Annotated in this window: 23 protein-coding genes and 1 pseudogene; 16 read left to right on the top strand and 8 right to left on the bottom strand. The window is 32.0% G+C overall.

Annotated elements, in window-relative coordinates:
• The 5 genes from JEP36_RS01450 (at position 1) to JEP36_RS01470 (ending at position 6,288) form a co-directional block, all read left to right on the top strand.
• On the top strand, positions 1–252 hold the full coding sequence (locus JEP36_RS01450) for a hypothetical protein (protein WP_004242498.1): 252 nt from the start codon (positions 1–3) through the stop codon (positions 250–252).
• The gene (locus JEP36_RS01455; RefSeq protein ID WP_004242500.1) at positions 237–500 is read left to right on the top strand and encodes a hypothetical protein; all 264 of its coding nucleotides are present in this window, start codon (positions 237–239) and stop codon (positions 498–500) included. The genes JEP36_RS01450 and JEP36_RS01455 overlap by 16 nt, the downstream gene beginning before the upstream one ends.
• Positions 497–1,138: a hypothetical protein gene (locus JEP36_RS01460; protein ID WP_198629795.1), complete on the top strand. Its 642-nt coding sequence runs from the start codon at positions 497–499 to the stop codon at positions 1,136–1,138. The genes JEP36_RS01455 and JEP36_RS01460 overlap by 4 nt, the downstream gene beginning before the upstream one ends.
• Positions 1,139–1,369: 231 nt before the next feature.
• Positions 1,370–5,644, top strand: a complete 4,275-nt coding sequence (locus JEP36_RS01465; RefSeq protein ID WP_198629796.1) for an NACHT domain-containing protein — start codon at positions 1,370–1,372, stop codon at positions 5,642–5,644.
• A gap of 422 nt (positions 5,645–6,066) precedes the next feature.
• Positions 6,067–6,288, top strand: coding sequence for an isocitrate/isopropylmalate family dehydrogenase (locus JEP36_RS01470; protein WP_332872983.1), 222 nt, complete (start codon positions 6,067–6,069; stop codon positions 6,286–6,288).
• 110 nt (positions 6,289–6,398) lie between these two features.
• Here the strand turns inward: JEP36_RS01470 and JEP36_RS17700 are convergent.
• The 3 genes and pseudogenes from JEP36_RS17700 to JEP36_RS01480 form a co-directional block, all read right to left on the bottom strand.
• Positions 6,399–6,620 (bottom strand): annotated as a pseudogene (locus JEP36_RS17700) (integrase); the annotation flags it as partial.
• Complete coding sequence (locus JEP36_RS01475; protein WP_198629797.1) at positions 6,621–7,262, bottom strand: IbrB-like domain-containing protein; 642 nt, start codon at positions 7,260–7,262, stop codon at positions 6,621–6,623. It lies immediately after the preceding pseudogene.
• Between the two features lie 12 nt (positions 7,263–7,274).
• Positions 7,275–8,501, bottom strand: a complete 1,227-nt coding sequence (locus tag JEP36_RS01480) for a phosphoadenosine phosphosulfate reductase (protein WP_198619665.1) — start codon at positions 8,499–8,501, stop codon at positions 7,275–7,277.
• 304 nt (positions 8,502–8,805) lie between these two features.
• Here JEP36_RS01480 and JEP36_RS01485 point away from each other — a divergent pair, with 304 nt between their 5' ends.
• From JEP36_RS01485 to JEP36_RS01500, 4 genes are all read left to right on the top strand, one after another.
• Positions 8,806–9,465 carry a class I SAM-dependent methyltransferase gene (locus tag JEP36_RS01485; RefSeq protein WP_198629798.1) on the top strand — a complete coding sequence of 220 codons (660 nt, stop codon included), beginning with the start codon at positions 8,806–8,808 and terminating at the stop codon, positions 9,463–9,465.
• A 62-nt stretch (positions 9,466–9,527) separates the two neighbouring features.
• Positions 9,528–9,923 carry a subtilase family AB5 toxin binding subunit gene (locus JEP36_RS01490; RefSeq protein ID WP_198619664.1) on the top strand — a complete coding sequence of 132 codons (396 nt, stop codon included), beginning with the start codon at positions 9,528–9,530 and terminating at the stop codon, positions 9,921–9,923.
• Between the two features lie 124 nt (positions 9,924–10,047).
• Positions 10,048–10,383, top strand: coding sequence for a c-type lysozyme inhibitor (locus tag JEP36_RS01495; protein WP_109372551.1), 336 nt, complete (start codon positions 10,048–10,050; stop codon positions 10,381–10,383).
• A 320-nt stretch (positions 10,384–10,703) separates the two neighbouring features.
• A complete protein-coding gene (locus tag JEP36_RS01500) occupies positions 10,704–11,207 on the top strand; it encodes a hypothetical protein (RefSeq protein ID WP_198625536.1) in 504 nt (167 codons plus the stop codon).
• A 77-nt stretch (positions 11,208–11,284) separates the two neighbouring features.
• Here JEP36_RS01500 and JEP36_RS01505 read toward each other — a convergent pair whose 3' ends face one another.
• Positions 11,285–13,306, bottom strand: coding sequence for an autotransporter outer membrane beta-barrel domain-containing protein (locus JEP36_RS01505; RefSeq protein ID WP_198629799.1), 2,022 nt, complete (start codon positions 13,304–13,306; stop codon positions 11,285–11,287).
• A gap of 265 nt (positions 13,307–13,571) precedes the next feature.
• Positions 13,572–14,042 (bottom strand): hypothetical protein, encoded by a 471-nt coding sequence (locus JEP36_RS01510; protein ID WP_198629800.1) that lies wholly within the window; start codon positions 14,040–14,042, stop codon positions 13,572–13,574.
• A 270-nt stretch (positions 14,043–14,312) separates the two neighbouring features.
• Here JEP36_RS01510 and JEP36_RS01515 point away from each other — a divergent pair, with 270 nt between their 5' ends.
• The 3 genes from JEP36_RS01515 (at position 14,313) to JEP36_RS01525 (ending at position 15,859) form a co-directional block, all read left to right on the top strand.
• Positions 14,313–14,468: a hypothetical protein gene (locus JEP36_RS01515; protein ID WP_194952313.1), complete on the top strand. Its 156-nt coding sequence runs from the start codon at positions 14,313–14,315 to the stop codon at positions 14,466–14,468.
• 577 nt (positions 14,469–15,045) lie between these two features.
• Positions 15,046–15,393, top strand: coding sequence for an immunity protein Imm33 domain-containing protein (locus JEP36_RS01520; protein ID WP_198629801.1), 348 nt, complete (start codon positions 15,046–15,048; stop codon positions 15,391–15,393).
• A 244-nt stretch (positions 15,394–15,637) separates the two neighbouring features.
• Positions 15,638–15,859, top strand: coding sequence for a DUF465 domain-containing protein (locus tag JEP36_RS01525; protein WP_109372547.1), 222 nt, complete (start codon positions 15,638–15,640; stop codon positions 15,857–15,859).
• Between the two features lie 205 nt (positions 15,860–16,064).
• Here JEP36_RS01525 and JEP36_RS01530 read toward each other — a convergent pair whose 3' ends face one another.
• The 3 genes from JEP36_RS01530 to JEP36_RS01540 all read right to left on the bottom strand — a co-directional run bounded on the left by JEP36_RS01530 (position 16,065) and on the right by JEP36_RS01540 (position 17,883).
• Positions 16,065–16,331, bottom strand: a complete 267-nt coding sequence (locus JEP36_RS01530) for a putative Se/S carrier-like protein (protein WP_198625540.1) — start codon at positions 16,329–16,331, stop codon at positions 16,065–16,067.
• The gene (yedE, locus tag JEP36_RS01535; RefSeq protein ID WP_232805388.1) at positions 16,306–17,391 is read right to left on the bottom strand and encodes a YedE family putative selenium transporter; all 1,086 of its coding nucleotides are present in this window, start codon (positions 17,389–17,391) and stop codon (positions 16,306–16,308) included. Before yedE ends, JEP36_RS01530 begins: the two co-directional genes overlap by 26 nt.
• Before the next feature lie 246 nt (positions 17,392–17,637).
• A complete protein-coding gene (locus JEP36_RS01540) occupies positions 17,638–17,883 on the bottom strand; it encodes a DUF7832 domain-containing protein (protein WP_232797436.1) in 246 nt (81 codons plus the stop codon).
• Positions 17,884–18,084: 201 nt separating this feature from the next.
• Between JEP36_RS01540 and JEP36_RS01545 the strand changes: the two genes are divergently transcribed.
• The 4 genes from JEP36_RS01545 to JEP36_RS01560 all read left to right on the top strand — a co-directional run bounded on the left by JEP36_RS01545 (position 18,085) and on the right by JEP36_RS01560 (position 20,098).
• The gene (locus JEP36_RS01545; protein ID WP_196533314.1) at positions 18,085–18,366 is read left to right on the top strand and encodes a DUF5339 domain-containing protein; all 282 of its coding nucleotides are present in this window, start codon (positions 18,085–18,087) and stop codon (positions 18,364–18,366) included.
• Positions 18,367–18,579: 213 nt separating this feature from the next.
• A complete protein-coding gene (locus tag JEP36_RS01550; RefSeq protein WP_198625542.1) occupies positions 18,580–19,113 on the top strand; it encodes a dihydrofolate reductase family protein in 534 nt (177 codons plus the stop codon).
• Between the two features lie 195 nt (positions 19,114–19,308).
• On the top strand, positions 19,309–19,812 hold the full coding sequence (locus JEP36_RS01555; RefSeq protein ID WP_198629802.1) for a hypothetical protein: 504 nt from the start codon (positions 19,309–19,311) through the stop codon (positions 19,810–19,812).
• Between the two features lie 43 nt (positions 19,813–19,855).
• Positions 19,856–20,098: a hypothetical protein gene (locus JEP36_RS01560; RefSeq protein WP_198619656.1), complete on the top strand. Its 243-nt coding sequence runs from the start codon at positions 19,856–19,858 to the stop codon at positions 20,096–20,098.
• Positions 20,099–20,222 lie beyond the last annotated feature (124 nt).

Genomic DNA, 20,222 nt, shown 5'->3' on the forward strand with positions numbered 1-20,222 from the left:
ATGAAGTTTATTGTTTTAATTACAGCATTATTATTGTCAGGGTGTACCTCTGGATATAAAAAAGTCGATTGCCAAGGTGTTTACCAAATAAAAACTTTTCACTATCAACAACCTGTATTGGTGAAGTTTGATAAAAAACGAGAAACCATTAAAGGGCCTCTTTATCATGCTGTACCTCAATTAGGATTTAAATTCTTGGGAGGATGGGTATCTCCTGATGCCGTAGAGGATTTCTCATGTCGTGGGGAATAGAGATATATGAAAAAGGAAAGCCAATAAAAATCACAGGGCGTTCGTTTATTTTTGACCAAATAGCGGTCACTCAAAATGGCAGTAAAACTTATAATAATATTCCTAAAGGGCGGTCATTGGCCGCCTATATTGTCGCTAGAAATCGAGGATCTTATTTCACTGTTAGAGTCGAGAATAATAAAATCTCGTGGAATTCTCTACGCGGTAGCCAATCGATTAATGGAATTATTATGGTACTAATTAAATGAGTAAATATGGTGCATTATTTTTTAATCAGGGTATTACCGAAGAATTAACACCTTATGAATCAGCCGTATTTTTAAAAAAGATAAAAACTAATCCAGGACTAATTAAAGTTATCGAAGGTAATAATAACGCAGTGCCACTTATTTTTATTCGAGTTCTTAATGCCTCTAATCCATCATTAAGTGGATTATCTGAAGTGATTTATGAGAACAATGCGTGGTGTGTGAATTTAATCGATACTATTCAAGGTAATTCAGCAGAATATGAGCTCTATGTATTTGTGAAGTCTTCTTATCATATTTCACTTCATCCCCAAAAATGGGGAATTCAAATTTATCATAAAGGTGTTATTACACACGCTTCAAGCCAAAGACCGCTTAATTTATTAGAAGGAAATAACTTTGTACTCACAGGAAATAATTGGAATGGCGTGAATGTCGGTTTTCCCTGTGCAGTATTAATCACAACAATTGGGCATATTGGTATGATGGATTCGATGGGAGGAAAAACGATTAGAGTAACCCTCTGTGGACGAGGTAACCGTATTATTCCTCATTCCATGATAGTTTCAGGACAGATGTCAACAACCTCATTAGGAAAGCAGTATTTTTATATTGATGTGAGGGAGTATGGTGGGTGATAGAAAACCACAATAAAGAGTTGAGTGTATAAAAGCTTATATACTCGTTGGCGGTTGGGTTTATGCTAGAAGAGAACTTTTACAACAATATCTTCATGCAAATAATTTTATCTGGATATAAGTATGAACTTTTAATTTTTTGCGAGTTGAGTTAGATATTTGCCGTTGTATCAACAAATTGAAGGTAGTATTTTAGTTGTTACACTCTCAACTTAGCAAATGGTAAAAGCAATGAGTTTGGACATTATTCCTTTGGAACGATCCTTTACAGCAGTATCTAAGGGAAGGCTTGGTCATGAAGATGAAGTATCCACATCTATGAGACTCTCATCAGGATCAATTAAATGGCCTCAACTTGAGAAAGAGTATCGGGTTGTGATTCTTGCGGCTGCTGGAGCTGGCAAAACCGTTGAAATGCGTTCTCAAGCTGAAATCATAAAGCAAAGTGGGAAATTAGCTTTTTTTATTCGTATAGAAGACTTGAATGAACCAGATTTTGCTTGGGGGTTGGAAGTTGGTTCTTCGGATGATTTTGAAGCATGGCTAGTTTCAACTGATGAGGCTTGGTTCTTTCTTGATTCTGTGGATGAGGCTCGACTGGTAGCGCCAAATGCTTTCGAAAAGGCGATTAAGCGATTTGAATATGCAATAAAAAAATCTTGTCACAGAGCGCATATTTATATTTCTAGTAGGCCTTACGCTTGGAGCTTCACAACTGATTATGAAATAGTTGAACGCTATTTACCATTTTCTAACCAAAACGTAGTTAATGGGACAATTAAAGATAACCCTCTAATTATATACGCTCTTAACCCATTGAGTTTAGAGGATATTCGTTTTTATGCTATTCAGCGTAAAGTCAAGAATGTGATTAAATTTGTTGATGAAATTGAACGAGCAAATTTACAGGTAATGGCATCTCGCCCATTTGACCTCGATTTTTTGATTACAACATGGAATAAAGATGGAGAATTTGGCTCTCGCTTCGAACTGTTTGAACGAAATATAGCAATGCGACTTGATGAAATTGATCCCTCAAGACGTCAGGTAAGGTCAATTAAAGCAACAAAAGCGCTTGAAGGTGCTTCTCGCCTTGCTGGGGCAGTTACTTTCACAGGGAAAAGTGGCATTGAGATTTATGATAGGCAAAGAAATCGTATCGGCGTAAATGCTGAAATTGTTTTAGCTGAATGGGAACCTTCCGATGTGTGGACGCTTCTAGAAAGAGGCATTTTTAGCGATGCAATATACAATATGGTTGGCTTTCGCCACCGAGAAATTCGGGATTACCTTTCAGCTAAATGGCTTGATTCATTATTAAAAAAAGGGCACTCCAGAAGAGTTGTCGAATCATTAATATTCCGTGATATATATGGCGAACAAGTAATTACTCCGAAACTGAGCACATTAGTTCCTTGGCTAATTTTGATGGATGATAAAATAAGGGAGAAAGTATTAAGTATTCAACCAGAAATAGCACTCAATGGGGGAGATGCTTCTCATTTGCCACTGTCTGTACGAATTAGCATACTTAGAGGTATTGTGAGTCGCATTGCAAACGGCACAGACGAGAGATATGTGAGATATAATGATTCCATTGGAATGATAGCGAAAGCTGATTTAATGAAGGAGATATCGTCTCTAATTAAAAAACATTATTCTAATGATGATGTTATTTTCTTTTTAACTAGGTTGTTATGGCAAATCAATCAACCTTTTTATCTTGATGAATTAATGACTATTGCAGTTGACCAAAAAAGAGATATTTATACTCGCATTGGGGCAATCAGAGTATTAATGGCAACTGCAACAAGTGATGTCAAAGATTCTTTATGGAAAAATCTAAACGAAAAACAGGAGATTTTTCCGCGTCGTATTTTGGCTGAAATCGTTCTTGGTTCAGAGTTTAATATTCGAAATATTACCTATTTGTTAAGCTCATTAATGAAGTTGGAGCCTTATAAGCGATTCGAGACGACAGGATTGGTTGAGGAACTTAATAACTTTATAAATAAGGTACCTAGCACTCAATCTCCTGAATATGAAGAAACATTGATTATACTTTTAGACGGATTTTTCACATTAATAAAGCGCCCTCCTTACTGCGAACCACTAGATATAGGAATATCTGAGGAAAATATATGGCTGTTACCTTCAGCTATGGGGCTTATTGAACAAATGGTATTGTTACGCTTAGATGCTTGCTTAGATACAAAAGTGTTAGATTTACTTTTGGCTTTTGTGCAAATCAGAGGTTGGCATAGTGATCATATTCGGGAATACAATGGAGCATTGTCTGAACTAATACCTGAGTGGGCTGAGTTAAATGATGCTCTTTTCTGGCGCGCAATAGAGAATAGAAGATTCGAAGAATCATTCAAAAACAGCAGGTTGATTGATGATTGGCATGTACAATGGCAAGGTCATTTCTTTAAGTTTGATATTCAAAGTTTTGATCGAATTTTGAACTATGTTGGTCAAAAAGAATTTCTTGACGATCGGTTAGTTGCGATGAGCCTGGTTTTGCGTATTTATACTCAGTCGCACAATAATAAACAATTTTTATCCAAAATTAATGAAGTAGCCCAGCAACATCATGAGTTAGTCCAGAAAATGGAATTATATTTCAATCCTCCTTATGATTCAGAAATAGAGGAGTTAAATAAGAAAGCTGCTGACTTAAAACTGAAGGGGGAGGAAAAACGAGCGCAGGATGAGCTTAAGCGTATTGAGTGGATTAATATTATTAAAGCCAATCCTGAGAATATAAAAAAGCCATCAGGATTGGCGACAGGTGAAATCAGCAATGGACAATATTGGCTATATCAAGAAATAGATAAGCATGAGTATCTTGCAAAAAATCACGATTGGCATGATCTTATTGAAACATTTGGGATGGATGTTGCCTGTGCGTTTCGTGATGCAGTAATGGCGTATTGGCGTAATTACAAGCCTGAAAATGAAAATTCAACGTCTATACCATTTAAACTTATTTTTGGTCTACTTGGGCTGGAGACAGAATTTAAAGAAAATCCAAATTTCCCACAATATCTTTCGTCAGATGACGTTCAACATGCTCTTTTATATTTAACCAAAGAAATGAATGGTTTTCCTGATTGGTTGGAAAAGATGTTTCAAGCTTACCCTGAAATGGTGTTAAACGCACTTTGGAAGGAAATTGAGCAGGTATTTGCAAATGAAAGCCAATCAGATCATGTAAACCAATCACTTTTACATGACATTGTTTATCGAGCTTCCTGGAGCCATATGGAACTGGCTGGATTGATTTATCGATGGCTTGAGAAGAATGAACCACAGCTCAATAAAAATTTACGAAATTGTATTCGTATTTTGATTAATGGTGGTATCAGTTTTTCTGAACTTGCCAAATTGGCGAGTTCTAAAATTGATAATCCTCTTTTGGAACAGAATACTCCAGTATGGTTTGCTCTCTATGTTGAAACCTTACCGGATGAAGCTATACCTAAGTTAGATAAATGGCTTAAACAGTTGCCAGAAGATAGCGCAAGTAATTTTGCACAACACTTCGTAACGACATTGACAGGGAAATTCAGACATGGTGAAGAAAGGACTTCTTTTACTGGGGGCATCCGTAAACCTTCTAGCTTAAAGGCATTATTTCTGCTCATGACAAGCTATATCAAACCTGAAGACGATTTTGATCATTCAACTACCACATCTTACACACCAACGCTCAGAGATGATGCGCAAAGCGCCCGTGAACTGCTTTTTCAATGGCTAGCTAAAATTCCGGGTAAGGAAACATATGTTGCTTTGGTGGAGCTCATTAACGAGTATCCTTATGAAAATTACAGACATTTGATAATGAGAGCTGCGCGCAACAGAGCTGTAGCTGATGCAGATTTTGAGCTATGGACTGATGAACAGGTAAGAGATTTTGATGCTAGTTTGATGTTCACTCCTACTACAGCAGCGCAACTATACGATATGGGGGTCCATTATTTGTTGGATTTTAAGGACTGGCTTGAACGTGGTAATGATAGTCTGGCTAAAACCTACCAAAAAATTACCAGTGAAACTGAAATGCGCAATGTTGTAGCTCATCATATTCAAAGTGCAGCAAAAGGGAGGTTTATCTGTGCTCAGGAAGCTGAGCTTGCTAATAGTCAAAGGCCTGATATTTTGCTTCAACATTCTGCAATATCCGTCCCAATTCCTATTGAATTGAAGTTACTAGATAAATCTTGGTCAGGACCATCTCTTTGTGAACGACTGGAAAATCAATTAGTAGGTGATTATTTACGTGAAAATGAAGCTAATTTTGGTGTATTTTTACTGATTTGGCAGGGTAAGGATGCATTAGATAAAAGTTGGGTTATTAATGATAAAAAGATCAAACTTGATAAACTTGAAAATGCCTTAACTCATCATTGGTTGTCTATTTCAAATAAATACCCAATGGTAAATGATATAAAAGTAATTGTTATCGACTTAAGCGTTAGAGAACGTCGTTCTGATGAGTGAATTTTAATTTTGATATTTTTCTCCCTCTAATTGTTCTGGTATTTAGGGGGAAATGTTTTAAAGATACTAGGTTATGAATAGCGGGTGATAATGGTCATGCTAGTCATATTTATGAAAACAGTGGATTTGAGGGTAAATGCTTATCGTAAACTAATAGAAAAATTAATGAGAGAACCTCATTCGCTTTCGCTCAAAGCTGACAATCAGTTTTGAGATATTGCATGATAAATTATTTAACTTAAATAAAACTCTCTAATTTATTACTGAAAGAACCATTATAACTAATCTATTATTTTATAAAAATAATAGATTTGAATACTTGATATCAAATTTGATAAGCTTTCAAATACTTCCCCAAAACCACCCCAACCCAAACTAAAAATCAACCAGTTACATACAAACCAAGATCACATAAAAAATAAATTATCTCCTCAATAATTATAATTTATTTAATAAGTTACATAATTATTATGGGTATAATGTTACGCCATATGGGTTGGACAGAAGCTGCTGACTTAATCATTAAAGGTATGGAAGGCGCGATTGCTGCTAAGACCGTCACTTATGATTTCGAACGTCAGCTAGAAGGCGCTAAACTGCTGAAATATAGCGAGTTTGGTGACGCAATTATCAAACATATATAATCGTTGATTTGATAAATAGTTAACGGGAGCTTATTAGTTCCCGTTTATTTTTTGTACTATAAAATTCTTCCCCAAAATATCCCCAAAACTCTTCAATTAAACAGCAATAATTACCACACTTTGCCTCTATTATCGTGATATTTAGCGGTCATATTTTGTGTTTTATGCCTCAATAATTTTTGTGTATTAATTCCTTGCTCACGATAAAGTCGCTCGGATAAAGATCGTTGTTCATGGAAAGTAGGGGCAGTGCTTTTTCCCCAAGTTAACCCACATTTATCTCTCGCTTTTTTAAACGTTGTGGTTAACGTATTTAGGGTGACTTGTTCGCCTTATTTTACTGTCCAAGCTTCTGAGAAATTGTGTTTTGAAAATAATTCTGCTAATCCACAGATTTGTTTTAAGCGTAATACTTCATCTTGTGACATACCTAGTTCATCACCAATTTGTTTATCGCTCCATCCCAATCTGGATAGATCTCTAACTATATCTGACATAGCTGCGACTTGATGTTGTCCTCTTGCTCGATTATGACGAATAGTGGTTGCTATTTGATCTGATATTGTGTTGTTTTTAACATCAAGGATGGTGACTGGTAAATAATTATTAATTCGTTTTTTTAAGGCGTTTTCTTTACTTAATAAATAACGATGATAGCCATCAACGATTTGCCACTGCAATTGTTTAGTTTTATTTTGTTGTGCAGATAATACTACAACGGGTTGAGTATAACCGTCTTTTATCAATGAGGTTTTGAGTAATCTCTTTTCTGTGGGAGACATAACATTAGGGTTGTAGTCATTTGCTACGACTTGATTTTGTTTTATCCAAAGAACACAATCTATGGGTTCATTTTTGAACGGACTAATTTGATGAAGAAATAATTTGATTTTGTTGATAGCTTCGATTTTTTGCTCATCATTTAGTTTTAGCAGATAATCTTTTAGCGAAGAAAACACTGTTTCAATAGTCATATTCACCTCTTATTAAATCAACTGCCAATTTTTACGTTTTTCCTGTATCCGCTTGCAATATCGGTCATAACAGTGTGATTTGGTAGGACTAAATGCTAATGTTCTACACCAAAAATCATTACGTAAAATAGTTTTACAGATCCGTCGCCAAGACGGAATTTGTTTACTGCTAGTATCACCCTCTTGTTCATCTGGTATTCCATTTGGATAATCTCGCTCAGTATACCAATGGAGATAAACTGCGATTTTATTTCGGTAATGTTCGGCTGTTTGTTCTGGTACGCTCGCTAGTAAAAAGTGGGCGTAAGATTTCCATGTATGATGGGCGGGTTTGCTGATTTTACGTTGTCCAAAAAAACCTGATTTATTACGAGGCTGGGTGTATAACATACCCGCATCAGCACCACTCACTCGTTCACAGGCTAGACTCCACGTCTCAGGTTCTAAAACATGATATAACCATAGCCCTTTGCGTTGTTCAGGGCCAAATGGCTCACAAATGCGCATTTGACTTAAACTAACCCCAGCTTGGTGCATTAGACTATAAATAGAATTATAGGGTAGGTTAAAACGTGAAATGTATGTCCAAATATCTTTTACATGCCAGTCATAAATAGGATAGGCCATATAATAAAAACCTTCGGGTGATGCCGTTGTCCATGGGATATCGTCGGCATAACGTAGTTTTTGGTTGTTATTGATAGCAATAAAGCGATTTAATGATTCATCCGTCCTGATCCCTAATAAAATAACTGAACTACGATGATTTCCTGTGATCCACTGATTAAATGCAGGTGTGAAGTCTTCAAAAATCATATTCGGATGATAAAAAGGGAAAAAGTCTGGATCAGTGATTGCGTATTCTGGAGGTTGCCTTACCCATTTTTTTTCTGGTTCCCAAGCCGTCCAAGTTGGTTCATATTGTGAGATCCCGCTTTCCGTCGTTATAGGTAATGCAATCCAGTAAAATCGCTCTGTACAGTCTTCATACAAAGATTTCATTTTTGCAACATGGCTAATGGTTGCGGAGTATTGCACTTCCCAGTCAAGAAACATGACATTGAATTTTCGATGTCGTTTTCTTGCTTCAGCAGCAACAAGATGAAAAAGAACAGTAGAATCTTTACCTCCAGAAAAGGAGAGAGAGATTTGTTCAAAAGTATCAAATAACCATTCAATTCGCGTTTGAGTAGCATCTAACACATTTATTCCAAGAGGAATTTTGTGTTTGCAAGACATAACTATCACCAGAATAAGTTAGTTAATAGTATTATTACTTAATCATATTTAGATTATAAAGGTAAGTTATGGTTGCTAGTTGTTACTGAGATTTACTTGAAAAAATAGGATAATAAATCATATCTCATTGTTATTATTGATAGTCTCTAGTAATGAAAAAAATTTTTATAATTAAGAGAAATAAAGTAAGTGACTTAGTGAGTAGATAATGTTTTAAAAATATTTCCTGATTTATTATTCGGTATTTTCAACTATTCATACAATAAATAAAAAATAAAATAGTCATTTTATGATAGGGTATTGTATGACATTAAGTACACATGATGGAGTCAAAGTATATACACCAGTGTCATTGAAGCTATATGATTGGTGGGTGCTTAATATTTCTAATAGCTATGCATGGCACTGTGATACGAATAAATATCTAATTCCACATTTTAAAAATCATCTCAGTGAGCGCCATATGGATATTGGTGTTGGAACGGGCTTTTATTTAAAAAAATCATTAAATTATATAAAAGAAATCTCATTGACTGATCTTAATTTGCACAGTCTGGAACATACTAAAAAGTATATACCTGATGATAAATTAATAAATTGCCTTCAGCATGATGTTTTTCAGCCTTTTTCTAATAAATTAAATGCATCTTATAATTCTATCTCATTGTTTTATTTACTACATTGTTTACCAGGAACGATGGATGATAAGAAAAAAGCGATAGAAAATATAAGTTATTTACTGACAGAAAAAGGGGTTTTATATGGCACAACGATTTTAGGGCAGGGAGTCAAACATAATTTTTTTGGTAAAAAATTAATGTCTATTTACAATAAAAAAGGTATTTTTTGCAATTATTCTGATTCGGTGGACTCTTTGGAAGAAATGCTTTCCTCTTTATTTCATGACATCTCTATTCATGTACAAGGTACTGTCGCTTTGTTCACCGCGAAGAATAAAAAATAATAAGAAATATTATTCTGGATTAGAGACCTTTTATCTTTATTTTCTTAAGGAATGGTATGTTAATGCGTAGCCTATTTTTTACCTTTTTATTATTAACACCAGCGGCATTTGCCACAGATACATTAAGTCATAATATTGAATATTATTCTAATGTTACGTTAACGGATTTTAATTCGGGAAAAATTGAAGATGGTCGGTATTTTTGTGTTAAGGCCATGAATCATGGCGGTGAATTTATCGCCTGTGCAGTATCTAACAAGTCAGATTGGGCCTCTTCTTATGATCACTTTTTTCAGCAAGCACATTATTACTACACAACAGGTAAAAGCTTTAGGTTATATGTTCAACCTAATGTTTGGACTCATCCCAAATTTACTCGAGTATATTCAAATAAAGCGATAGCAGGGTTCGCTAGTTGTCATAATAGTCGTTGTATGGGGCCAACAAAAGATAACTAATTGATTAATAGTAATTTTTATAAATTGGATAAATCCCATTAGAGTTTCAGATAGATTTTTTTAAATTAGTGAAGAGTAAAAGAATACTCTATAAACGCTAACTTAATGATATTTAGGAGACTATATGAAATTTTTATTTAAAAGTGTTTTTCTTGCAGTAGGTATTTTGTCTTCTAGTTTTGTTATGGCAGATAATGCTGATGAGATAACCAAAATTTCTTATGTGTGCGAAAATAATAAAGTGATGGAAGTTATCTATGTAAATACAGCAAAAGATAGCTATGCGATCATTAATCAAATGGATGAAATGATCCCAATGAAAATCATGAAAATGGCTTCTGGTGCAAACTATGAGGCGATGAATAAAAATTATACTTATAAGCTTTATACTAAAGGTGATAATGCCGATTTAGTCGAAGGAAAAGATAAACCAGTGTTGAGTGGTTGCAAAGCTAGTTAATTACCACTATTTTTATTGAAAATCATTTAGCGCTCTTACTAGAGGTCACTTTGGTGACCTTTTTTTGTATATTTAGTTGATAAATTTGAAATTTGATACAAATAACAATTTTTAAGGAGGAAGAAGAAAATTATAATGGATTATAAAATAATCAAATAGCAATTTAAAATTATTATATATGATTAATGAAATATGATAAAAAACCATTATACAGAAAGAAGAATACAACAACACGAATTTATCCTTGCGATCACCATATGGATATAATTCACTATATGAAAATATAATTATTTTCTTACAACAAATAGGTTAGAGGTGGTATGAAAAAATACTCATATTCTCAGTTATTTAGTTATGTATTTTCAATTTTATTTATTATAGCTGTATTTTTCTATTGGAAAATTGAAATTAAAGAGTATGTTATAGTTTCAAATGTATCGATTAAAATAGCATTAGGGTTCTCTTTTATTGCCTCGTTAGTATGCTTTTTCTTTATATATAAAAAACCAACTTTTAATAAGGAAATAAAAAATTTATTAATTTTTCCTTTAGCATTAATTATGATTATATTTATTATTGTATATTTCATACTTTCTAATATTGTTTATTTTACTAGCGGAGAAATAAGTAGCTATAAGTCTAGTTACTCATACGTAGAAGGAAGAAGATCATGTTCTGGTATAAAAATAAATGATGAAAGTGAAGGTGAAGTAAAGATTTGTGCTAAAATTGTTCACGGTAATATTTATGAAACGGGAAATGCAGAAGTTTTTAAGAAAACAAATGCAATAGGTTTTGAACTGATATCAGCAAAAACATACTAATATGAAACTGAAATAGAAAACCTCATAAGTTATGAGGTTTTTTATGTGTTAATTTTATAAAATGAAAAATAAAATAGTTAAAAACTCATTCTAAATCCTGCTGTTACATATATCGGAGTTTCTATTTTATTACCATTTTGATAGTTTATTTCAGTATAGAAAAGAGCATCATTACCTATATTAGTTGTTAAACCAACGCCGTACTTACCAGTATTCCCAAAATAACGACTATCAAATGATACGTTATTAATTTCTATTTCGTTATTTTTAATGAATTCACGAGATATTGCTGCTTTTATGTAAGGCTTAACATTGTGGTTTGCAATCAGTAAATTACTTTCTAATGTGGTTCCTAATTCACCTTTTAAGCTATCCGCATTGTGGATGTTTGCTTTCATACCATTATCTAATAAATAATGCGACTTACCAATATGAGAATAAAAGATCTGGCTGTATGGTGTCAGTGTTAATGCGTTTGAGAACGCAATAGGATAGCCTATTTCTGTTGACGTTGTAACCGCATTTTGATTGTAATTTCCTTTAACTCTTCTACCTTCATTCATATTAGTATTGATTTCATTATGAAGATGATTCATCTTAAATAAAGAGTCTACATAAAAACCAGAATGATTAATCCAAGTTAAATAAATACCACCACTATAGCTATTAATATCACCATTATTAATATTGTCAGATTTGATCTTACTCTTAGTGTAAGAAGTTATTAAACCAAATAGTAATTGGTTATTATTTATGGCTATCTTCTTATCTATACCAACTTGCATTCCATTTAAGTTTGAATTGAATTGACTATAACCTTTATCATTCAAATGAGAATTATCATTTAAATAGCGAACCCACACTCCGAGATCATTATTATTTTCACGCAAGAAGCCCATTCTTTGGCGTAAAGTACTCGTCTCAATACTCAATATATGCTGTGGTGCTGAGGCCATATTAATAACGGCTTGAGCACTATTGCTTAATATAGGTTGAGTAACATTAGGCTGTTTAGATGTATCAGGTTGTTTGGATGTATCAGGCTGTTTGGATGTATCAGGCTGTTTGGAGGTATCAGGCTGTTTAGAAGTATCAGGCTGTTTAGAAGTATCCGGCTCGCCTGATTTTCCACCTACAAGATACCACTCTGTATGACCATCATTAGTTTTGCTATTTAGTTTATATTTCCAAACACCAACTTCAACATGACCCTCTTTATTTAATAAATTAAAATTAGCATCACCTCTATTTACATAAACTAATTGAGTATTTTTAGGATCAGAAATTTCTTCTCCGCTATCATTTATTTTTAATCCAAAATGCCCAGTAGCATGATCTGAAATATAAATATTATCGCTTAAACCATTGGCTAACCTGCTACTTAAAATAAAAGTACCTTCACCGGTGAGCGTTTTCAATTCAAGCCGATTAAATTGCATGCCAGAAATATAATGTTCCATTTCAAGTTGGCTACCAGATTGCATCTCTAGATTGTTAATATGAGTAATTAATTCTGGGCCTGGTTTTTCTGGTCTAGGAGCATCGCCATCATCACCATAATCTTCGTTCCATGAGGGTAAAATATATGTTTTACCTGCTAGTGTTAAGTTTTCTATAAAGATTTTAGTTGAAAGGACAGGATCATTTTTAGATACATCAGTAGATTCAGCATCAATGTTATCAATATATAATTCAGCATTTTTATCTATAAATAATTTGCCTATAGATGATGAACCTGCGCTCATATCAATATTACTTGTGCCTGTTACTATAGTATCTTTAATAGTAGGAATACCTATTTTTTTTGCATCATGAGCATACATGCTAATAGTAGCATTGTCTTTAACGATAGTACCTATCGCGAGACTATCACCATTCATTCTTAATATTGCCTCGTTTGAAAGAGTAATATTTTGTATTTCGTGGCTTTTATCTATATAAAGATTTGTTGTATCACTGTAAGTAGAATTAGAAGTAATTTCATTATTGGAGAGAATAACACCTTGTACATTATTTTCTTTTGCATAAACAGAACTGGCTAAGAAAGATAATACACTTATAGTAATAATATTCTTACTAAAATGTTTATTCAATAGCATAAAAAATGACCTTTTCATTTTTTATTGTGTGAAAAATAATTAATTTATGCTTAATGATTATGTTATTTGTTTTTTTTATCAATTTAAATAACCGTAAAAAAATTTATTTAGAATATAATCTTTCTTAAGGTGAATTCTATTAAAGAAAAATATAATTATTTGCTATATAGAATAATATATCTTAGATGGGTTATTTAGCTTATGGTGTTTTTTATTTAAAAAAACACCATAAGCTAAATAAGAGAATATCATAATAGCCTAGCTATTATTCTTTGGGGTTTCTGTATACTAAAATAGCAAAAAATAGAGCCCATAAGAAACTGATAACTTTAAACCATTTAGGATATTTTTTTTGTAGAGAAAACCAGCAAAAAATAAAGGGAGTAAAAAAAGTGGCAATTGCTAGGATAGCAAATTTTGTTTTATAAAATCTTTTTGCTTTAAATTCTTTTTTAACTCTTTTCTCAATTTCTTTGCCGTTTCTTTCTACTTCAGCTCTTTCATTATTCCATAATGGGTATTTATTATCTAACCAACGCGTTATCCCAAATAATGAGCTGGTAATTCTATTTTTTGCGTATTGACTTGTATCGCCAGAATATTTGATTTCTTGAATAATTTGAAAGAATGATACAGTAAGCTTAAGAAACTCATTGTCTAATTTCTCATAAGGCAGAGGCTTATCAGAGTTAGGGCTTTTACTTTTTTTCTCCGATCGTTCAAAACAACCAATCATTGTAGATACTTTATCAACGGTTTTATCTGCAAATTTATTAAATTCTCTTTTTTGAATTTCTTGCGGTGACTGTCCATCATCAGAAAGACTAATTTATCATAAATATATTAATGTTTTTTCTAAACTTAAACAACGAACTATATCGTAAATATCCTATCGATAATGTACTGCTAATCATCTTTAAATGATGATTTTGTAAAACCGTGTAAGTCAGACCGTTCTGTTACTGTTTTGTGCCAATATTTTCTCTTTTACAAATGGGGAATTATTATGTCTACAATGAAAACAGAAGTTATTGTTATTCGTTTAACAAAAAAAGAGCGTGCATTATTGGATTCAATAAAAACAGCACCACTACTTGCAGATTGGATGAAAGAATTAGCACTTTCTAAATTACAAGAGCAAGATATTTCATCTAATAAATAGTTACAAATGCCGGCAAAAATGGAATTGAGTCGGCATCCTTATTTTATTACTTATACAATAAAATTGAGTCGTAGCAGTAATAATGGATTATAGTTTATGTCCATTAATTTTAAGATATAGGTATGGATATTAATAAAACTAAAAAAATATTTGAGTAAAGTTAAAGAGATGTAAAGGTAATTGTAATGAGAAAATGATATCAACAACCATTGCCAATAAAAAAGCCCAATGTGGCGGCATTGGGCTTAGTGACTCGAATAGATGGGTATAAAAAACTATTAGAGACCGATATAAATGTAGTGAATTTTCATTTTATAAATTAACAATAAATGCTTTTTTTTAAGTAAAAAGTGCTGTTATGCTTTACGTCGTCTAGTTTTAAAGCAAATTGATGTTTTTTCATTCTATTTAATTGTGTGGGGTTTCGTAGATCTACTCATTTTTATACTTTTGGCTATGTGAATAGAGGGAGCGATGTGCTCTTTTATCAATACTTGGTAGATAACGATAAGTTAATTATAATCAAAAACTTATAAACTCTTTTCTCGAGTGTTTTTTGTAAAATTAAAGATATAATATGAATAAAAACAATAGGTTATTAATTTCAGAACAACAGAACATAATGTGTGAAAGATATGGTGTTTTACCTCAAAAGCCAGAAGACATGGTAGCGATTGCTTTGGATAACCTAAATGGTAATCCTATTTACGGTACACGCATAAAACACTTAGAAGGTGGTACTATAAGTTGGTTTTTCTATTGTGAGGAATATTGTGCAAAGGACGACTTTTATCAACCATTGCATACAGAACATTTGAAAGAACTGCTACCTGAAGTAATAAATTATCTTTATCTACCAGAAGGATATAATTTTATTATTGATAGAGATGGATATGAAGATGTTTGGTTTGAAGAGATAAATTAATAAGTATTTATCATTATTTTATAATTTTTAGATTAAGTAGATTTACATTTTTATATGCTCTTACGTATTGAATTTTATAACTATGCAGAGAGTATATAATATAAAAATATTGAGCTATTTTAAGAATTAAAAATATTAATTGATGTTGGTCTTATTTTTAACATAAAGACAATGACAGATTAATCAGTTTGAGTAAATATTATAAGAGTATTTAATTCACTATTAATAAGGAAGGTAGCTATTTATGTTTCCAGAATATCGTGATTTAATTTCAAAACTTCGTCAGACTGACCCCCATTTTCGTGCTCTTTTTGAACAACATAACGAACTTGACCATAAAATTGTTAGATTAGAACATAAAGATAGAAGAGGATATGGTGAAGAGGTTGTTGAGCTCAAAAAACAAAAACTAAAACTGAAAGAGGAAATTCATCAGATCCTCAAAAACCCACCGGAAGAAGCGTGAGTAATAAAAAATAATTACTCTATAAATACATAAAGATGCAGAAACCATCCAACTAAAAAGGGATGGTTTTTCGTTTTTAGAAAGATAATTTATTTTTAATTAAAAAATTATATAAACCATATAGTTATATATATAAAGAAAAGGCTACTATTGTAGCCTTTTAACTGTCTAGGTTCTAAATATAATAACTTAGTTATGTACTATGCTAAAACTCATCTTTCCAAAGTACATCAAAATGGTTTGAATCTATTTTATAAACAGCTCTAACGTTATCATTAATATACTGTTTATAAATTTCATCGCCAGAAAAATAAATGGATATGGCTAACTCACATTCTGACGATATTTTTCGTGGAGCATCAATAATTTTTGCGGAAAAATTATCTTGTTGGAGTTGTTGCTGAAGTTTTTTTACAGCGTATTGCTCATGAAAAAGGAATAAATAGTTATGCGCCATTTTTACTAATTCCATTATCTTTTGCTTTATTTGCGACATAGGTATAAATAGCAGCAACAATGACAGCAAACAATAAACCAATAATAACAACTAGCTTACCATTATCGGTAACTCCAGCAGGGCTTGAGGCATAAGTGAAGTTATGAGCAAATGCTGCCCCCACTAACATACCCATGACGCTTACAGCTGCATCTGAGTTACCTTGACCCGCATTAGCTAGTTGTCGTAATGGGCAACCTGTAATGAGTACGCCACATAAGCCTACAAGCGCCATAGAGAGCAAATTCCATAGACCATCGCTGTGGGCTATTGGTTGATTTTCAAAACCAAGATTAAACTTGCCTAAATAGAGATTACCCAAAAAAACAACGAGTGTTAATGCGATTACACCAAACGCCATATTGTAATTGCGCGATAAAAATACATGTTTGGCCATTCCAATAAAGCAGAATCTTGTGCGTTGAATAATAAAACCAATAATAAGCCCTGCGATGATAGACATCCACACTGGCGCATGACTTGCTCCAGGGCCTTTCACACTGGCATTAAATATATCACTATTCCATAAGAATAGAGCAAATAGGAATATACATATAATAGGTAAAATAAAACCTTCTATAGGAGATTGGTTATAATTTCTTGGTAGAGAAAATCCTTTTTTGACAAATAAACTACCTATGCCAATTCCTATTATTAATCCAACTAATCCTATAACAGCATTTAAATCACCAGCGCCGATACGAAGTACCATTCTTAATGGACAACCTAAAAAAACTAAGCAACCTACCATCATTAGAAAACCCAGTGTAAAACGAATAATAGGTGCAGAGCCTGCCTTTGATTGAAATTCTTTGAAGATAAGTGCGGCAATAAAAGAACCAAGAATAAAACCAAATATTTCTGGGCGAAGATATTGTACCGTTTCGGTGTGATGCAAGCCCATGCTTCCTGCGCTATCACGAATAAAGCACGCTACACAAACCCCCATATTAGGTGGATTTCCGTTAATGCCAAGAAGTAACGCAAGAGTACCAATAATAAATCCAGATAGGATTAAAACCCATTTTATAGACATCAAATGCCTCCGTTGATGGGGGAAGCCCCCTGACTAATAGAACCTATTAAGTACGGAGCAACTATATATAAGAATAACGTATGATTCTTTTATATAGATCACGTCAAAATTAATAAACTAGATAAGATAATTTTTAGAATCTAAGAATGTTAATTTAATGAGCAATAAGTTAATTATTGTTTAAATAACTTATTTCCAATAATGAAGAGTATAAAATGATGTTTAGAAAAGGATTAATTTAAATATTTACTTCTTTTTCCACTTTGTATATGCATCTGTAATTACAGATGCAATTTTTTCATAATTATCCCATGTATTTTCAACATAATATGAAGAAGATAACCCTTGGGCTAAAACACGCTCGAAATCTTCAAAATAGCTATTATTTTCTGATTCATAATAATATTGTGTAAATGCATATCCTTCATCACTCAAGTCATCACTAATAAACTTCTCGTCACAAACTTGGATAAGAAATGCAAGACCATCCATGTGTTAGCTGATACGGAAAATAATAAACTAAATTCAATTATCATATTTTGATTCCACTTATTATAATAATCATTATTAGATTAGGCTTTATTTTTTAATTAAGATAATACTTATCCCCATTTTATTATTCTTTGAGATAATACTGACTTAAAAGATAATGGAAGTAACTCTCTAACTGTTAACAATACTTAAAGGATATTTATGAAAAATTTTATTTTAGCTTTGGGTTTATTATCAATTTCTTCTATCGCTGTTTCTGCTGATTTATCTAAAACATGTGAAGACTATTTTAAAGAAACTGACTCTTATGTCGAATTAATGGCAAAAAATGATGCAACTAAAGCTCAAGCAGAAGCGATGAAAGCGCAATATACTCAAGCTAAAGAACAATTTGCAGCATTACCTAAAGATGTACAGGAAAGTACTTGTAAGCAAGCTTTAGATTCTTTAGAGCAAATGAAAAAAATGTCAGCAGGTCAATAAATTTTATTTTATTTCGATAAGCCTTATAATAATTAAAGTTATAAGGCTTTTTTTATGACTAAAAGATAAAAATACTTTTTATATCGCAATATCTTATTATTAAATCTAATTTAAAATTAAAAAATAATTTATTTTCATTACTTCTATGTTTGTTTTCAATTTTATTTATTTAATGTTAATATCAAATGCCTTCTCTAAGAATGAGTATTGAAAATGAACATTGTGGTTTATATTGCAACAAGTTTAGATGGTTATATTGCTGATAAGCAAGGTAATATTGATTGGCTTACCAGTATTGAAAACCCTGAAAATTTAGACTTTGGTTTTTCTGACTTTCTTAGTGAAATAGATGTAATTATTATGGGAAGAACAACGTTTGAAACAATAATGGGTTTTGATATTGAGTGGCCCTATGTTCAGCCTGTTTTTGTATTAAGTAATACCATTAAAGAATTACCAAGCTCATTACCTAGTAATGTAAATATCTTATCAGGAAATGTTAATGAAATAATAAAAAGACTTAAAGATGATGGATATAATAGAGTGTATGTTGACGGTGGAAAAACAGTTCAAGGATTTATTAATGAAGGTTTTGTTGATGAACTTATAATAACTAGAATACCTATTTTATTGGGTGAGGGCATACCGTTATTTATTCCAAATGATAAAAAAATAGAATTTACTCATCATAAAACAGAAGTGTATTTAGATTCTTTTGTTAAATCACATTATAAAAAACATAATTAAATATCAATTATTAAATTTGGAGGGCACCTTATTGGTGTCCTTTCTTATTTCTATATGATAATAATTTAATATAGTTAGTTACTATACATTTCCGTTGGATATATTTTTGTTTATTCTTATTATTTTAGTTAAGTTATTTATTTGCTCTGTATTTTTTATCAATTTATAGCTTAAATCATTTTCTATCATCGATTTATGAGCAGATTTCTTTATTTTTATATAAATGGGAAAATTTATTTTGTTGATGAATCGATTTTATGGAATAATTATTTACTCCTATTTCTTATTGATATTCAATTTATGCATTATTTTTTATTGTTATTACTTTCTGTATTTGTAAGTTCTGGATGTACCAATAATAAAGTAACTCAGACTAAATTAATTGAAACACACACCGATAATTCCATTCCTGATAGTCACGCAGTTAATAATAATTTGGTTTTTATGTTAGGAAAGCAATCTCGTTTTGAAATGGAAGTTCAAGAAGAAAAACAAAGACTTGGACAAGTTTTTAAAGTTGGTTTAAATGAGAAAAAACCATCAATCAACGATCAGTATTTAAATAATAATTCAACATTAAAGCCTATTCAAAAAATAAGTTTTACTATGCCAGTTGCTGAGCCTATTTGGAATGAAAAAAAACAAACTGTTGAATTCAAATGGAAACAAAAGCCACATTATACTTTTGATGCCTATTAATATTTTAATATCAATTTAAAATTTAATTTTATATGGATAAATTATGCGCATAGCAATCACCTTATTATCTTTTCTATTATTGGGTTGTACTACTGATAACGTTACTTTTAGTACGGGTAATTCAGGGAGCCATAGAATAGGCAGTCCAGTATGTTCTACATTAGTTTGTGGTAAAAATACTCGAACACCAGGAGAGCAAAAATCAATTAATGAGGCTGTTCATGAACAACAGCGGGCTATTATGCGAGGAGAAAAACCTGATTTGCAGATCATGGCTTCTTATTAGAATTTAACACGATTGAAATAGAGCTAGAAAAAGTGCACTAGCATTAAATGCTAATATAAATCTTAAGCCGCTTTATTTCATAGTTGCTCAAAAAAATAGCGTAATAATTTACGCTATTTTTAGC

This window comes from Proteus sp. PR00208 (assembly GCF_016238545.1).
In the GTDB taxonomy this organism is placed as follows: Bacteria; Pseudomonadota; Gammaproteobacteria; order Enterobacterales; family Enterobacteriaceae; genus Proteus.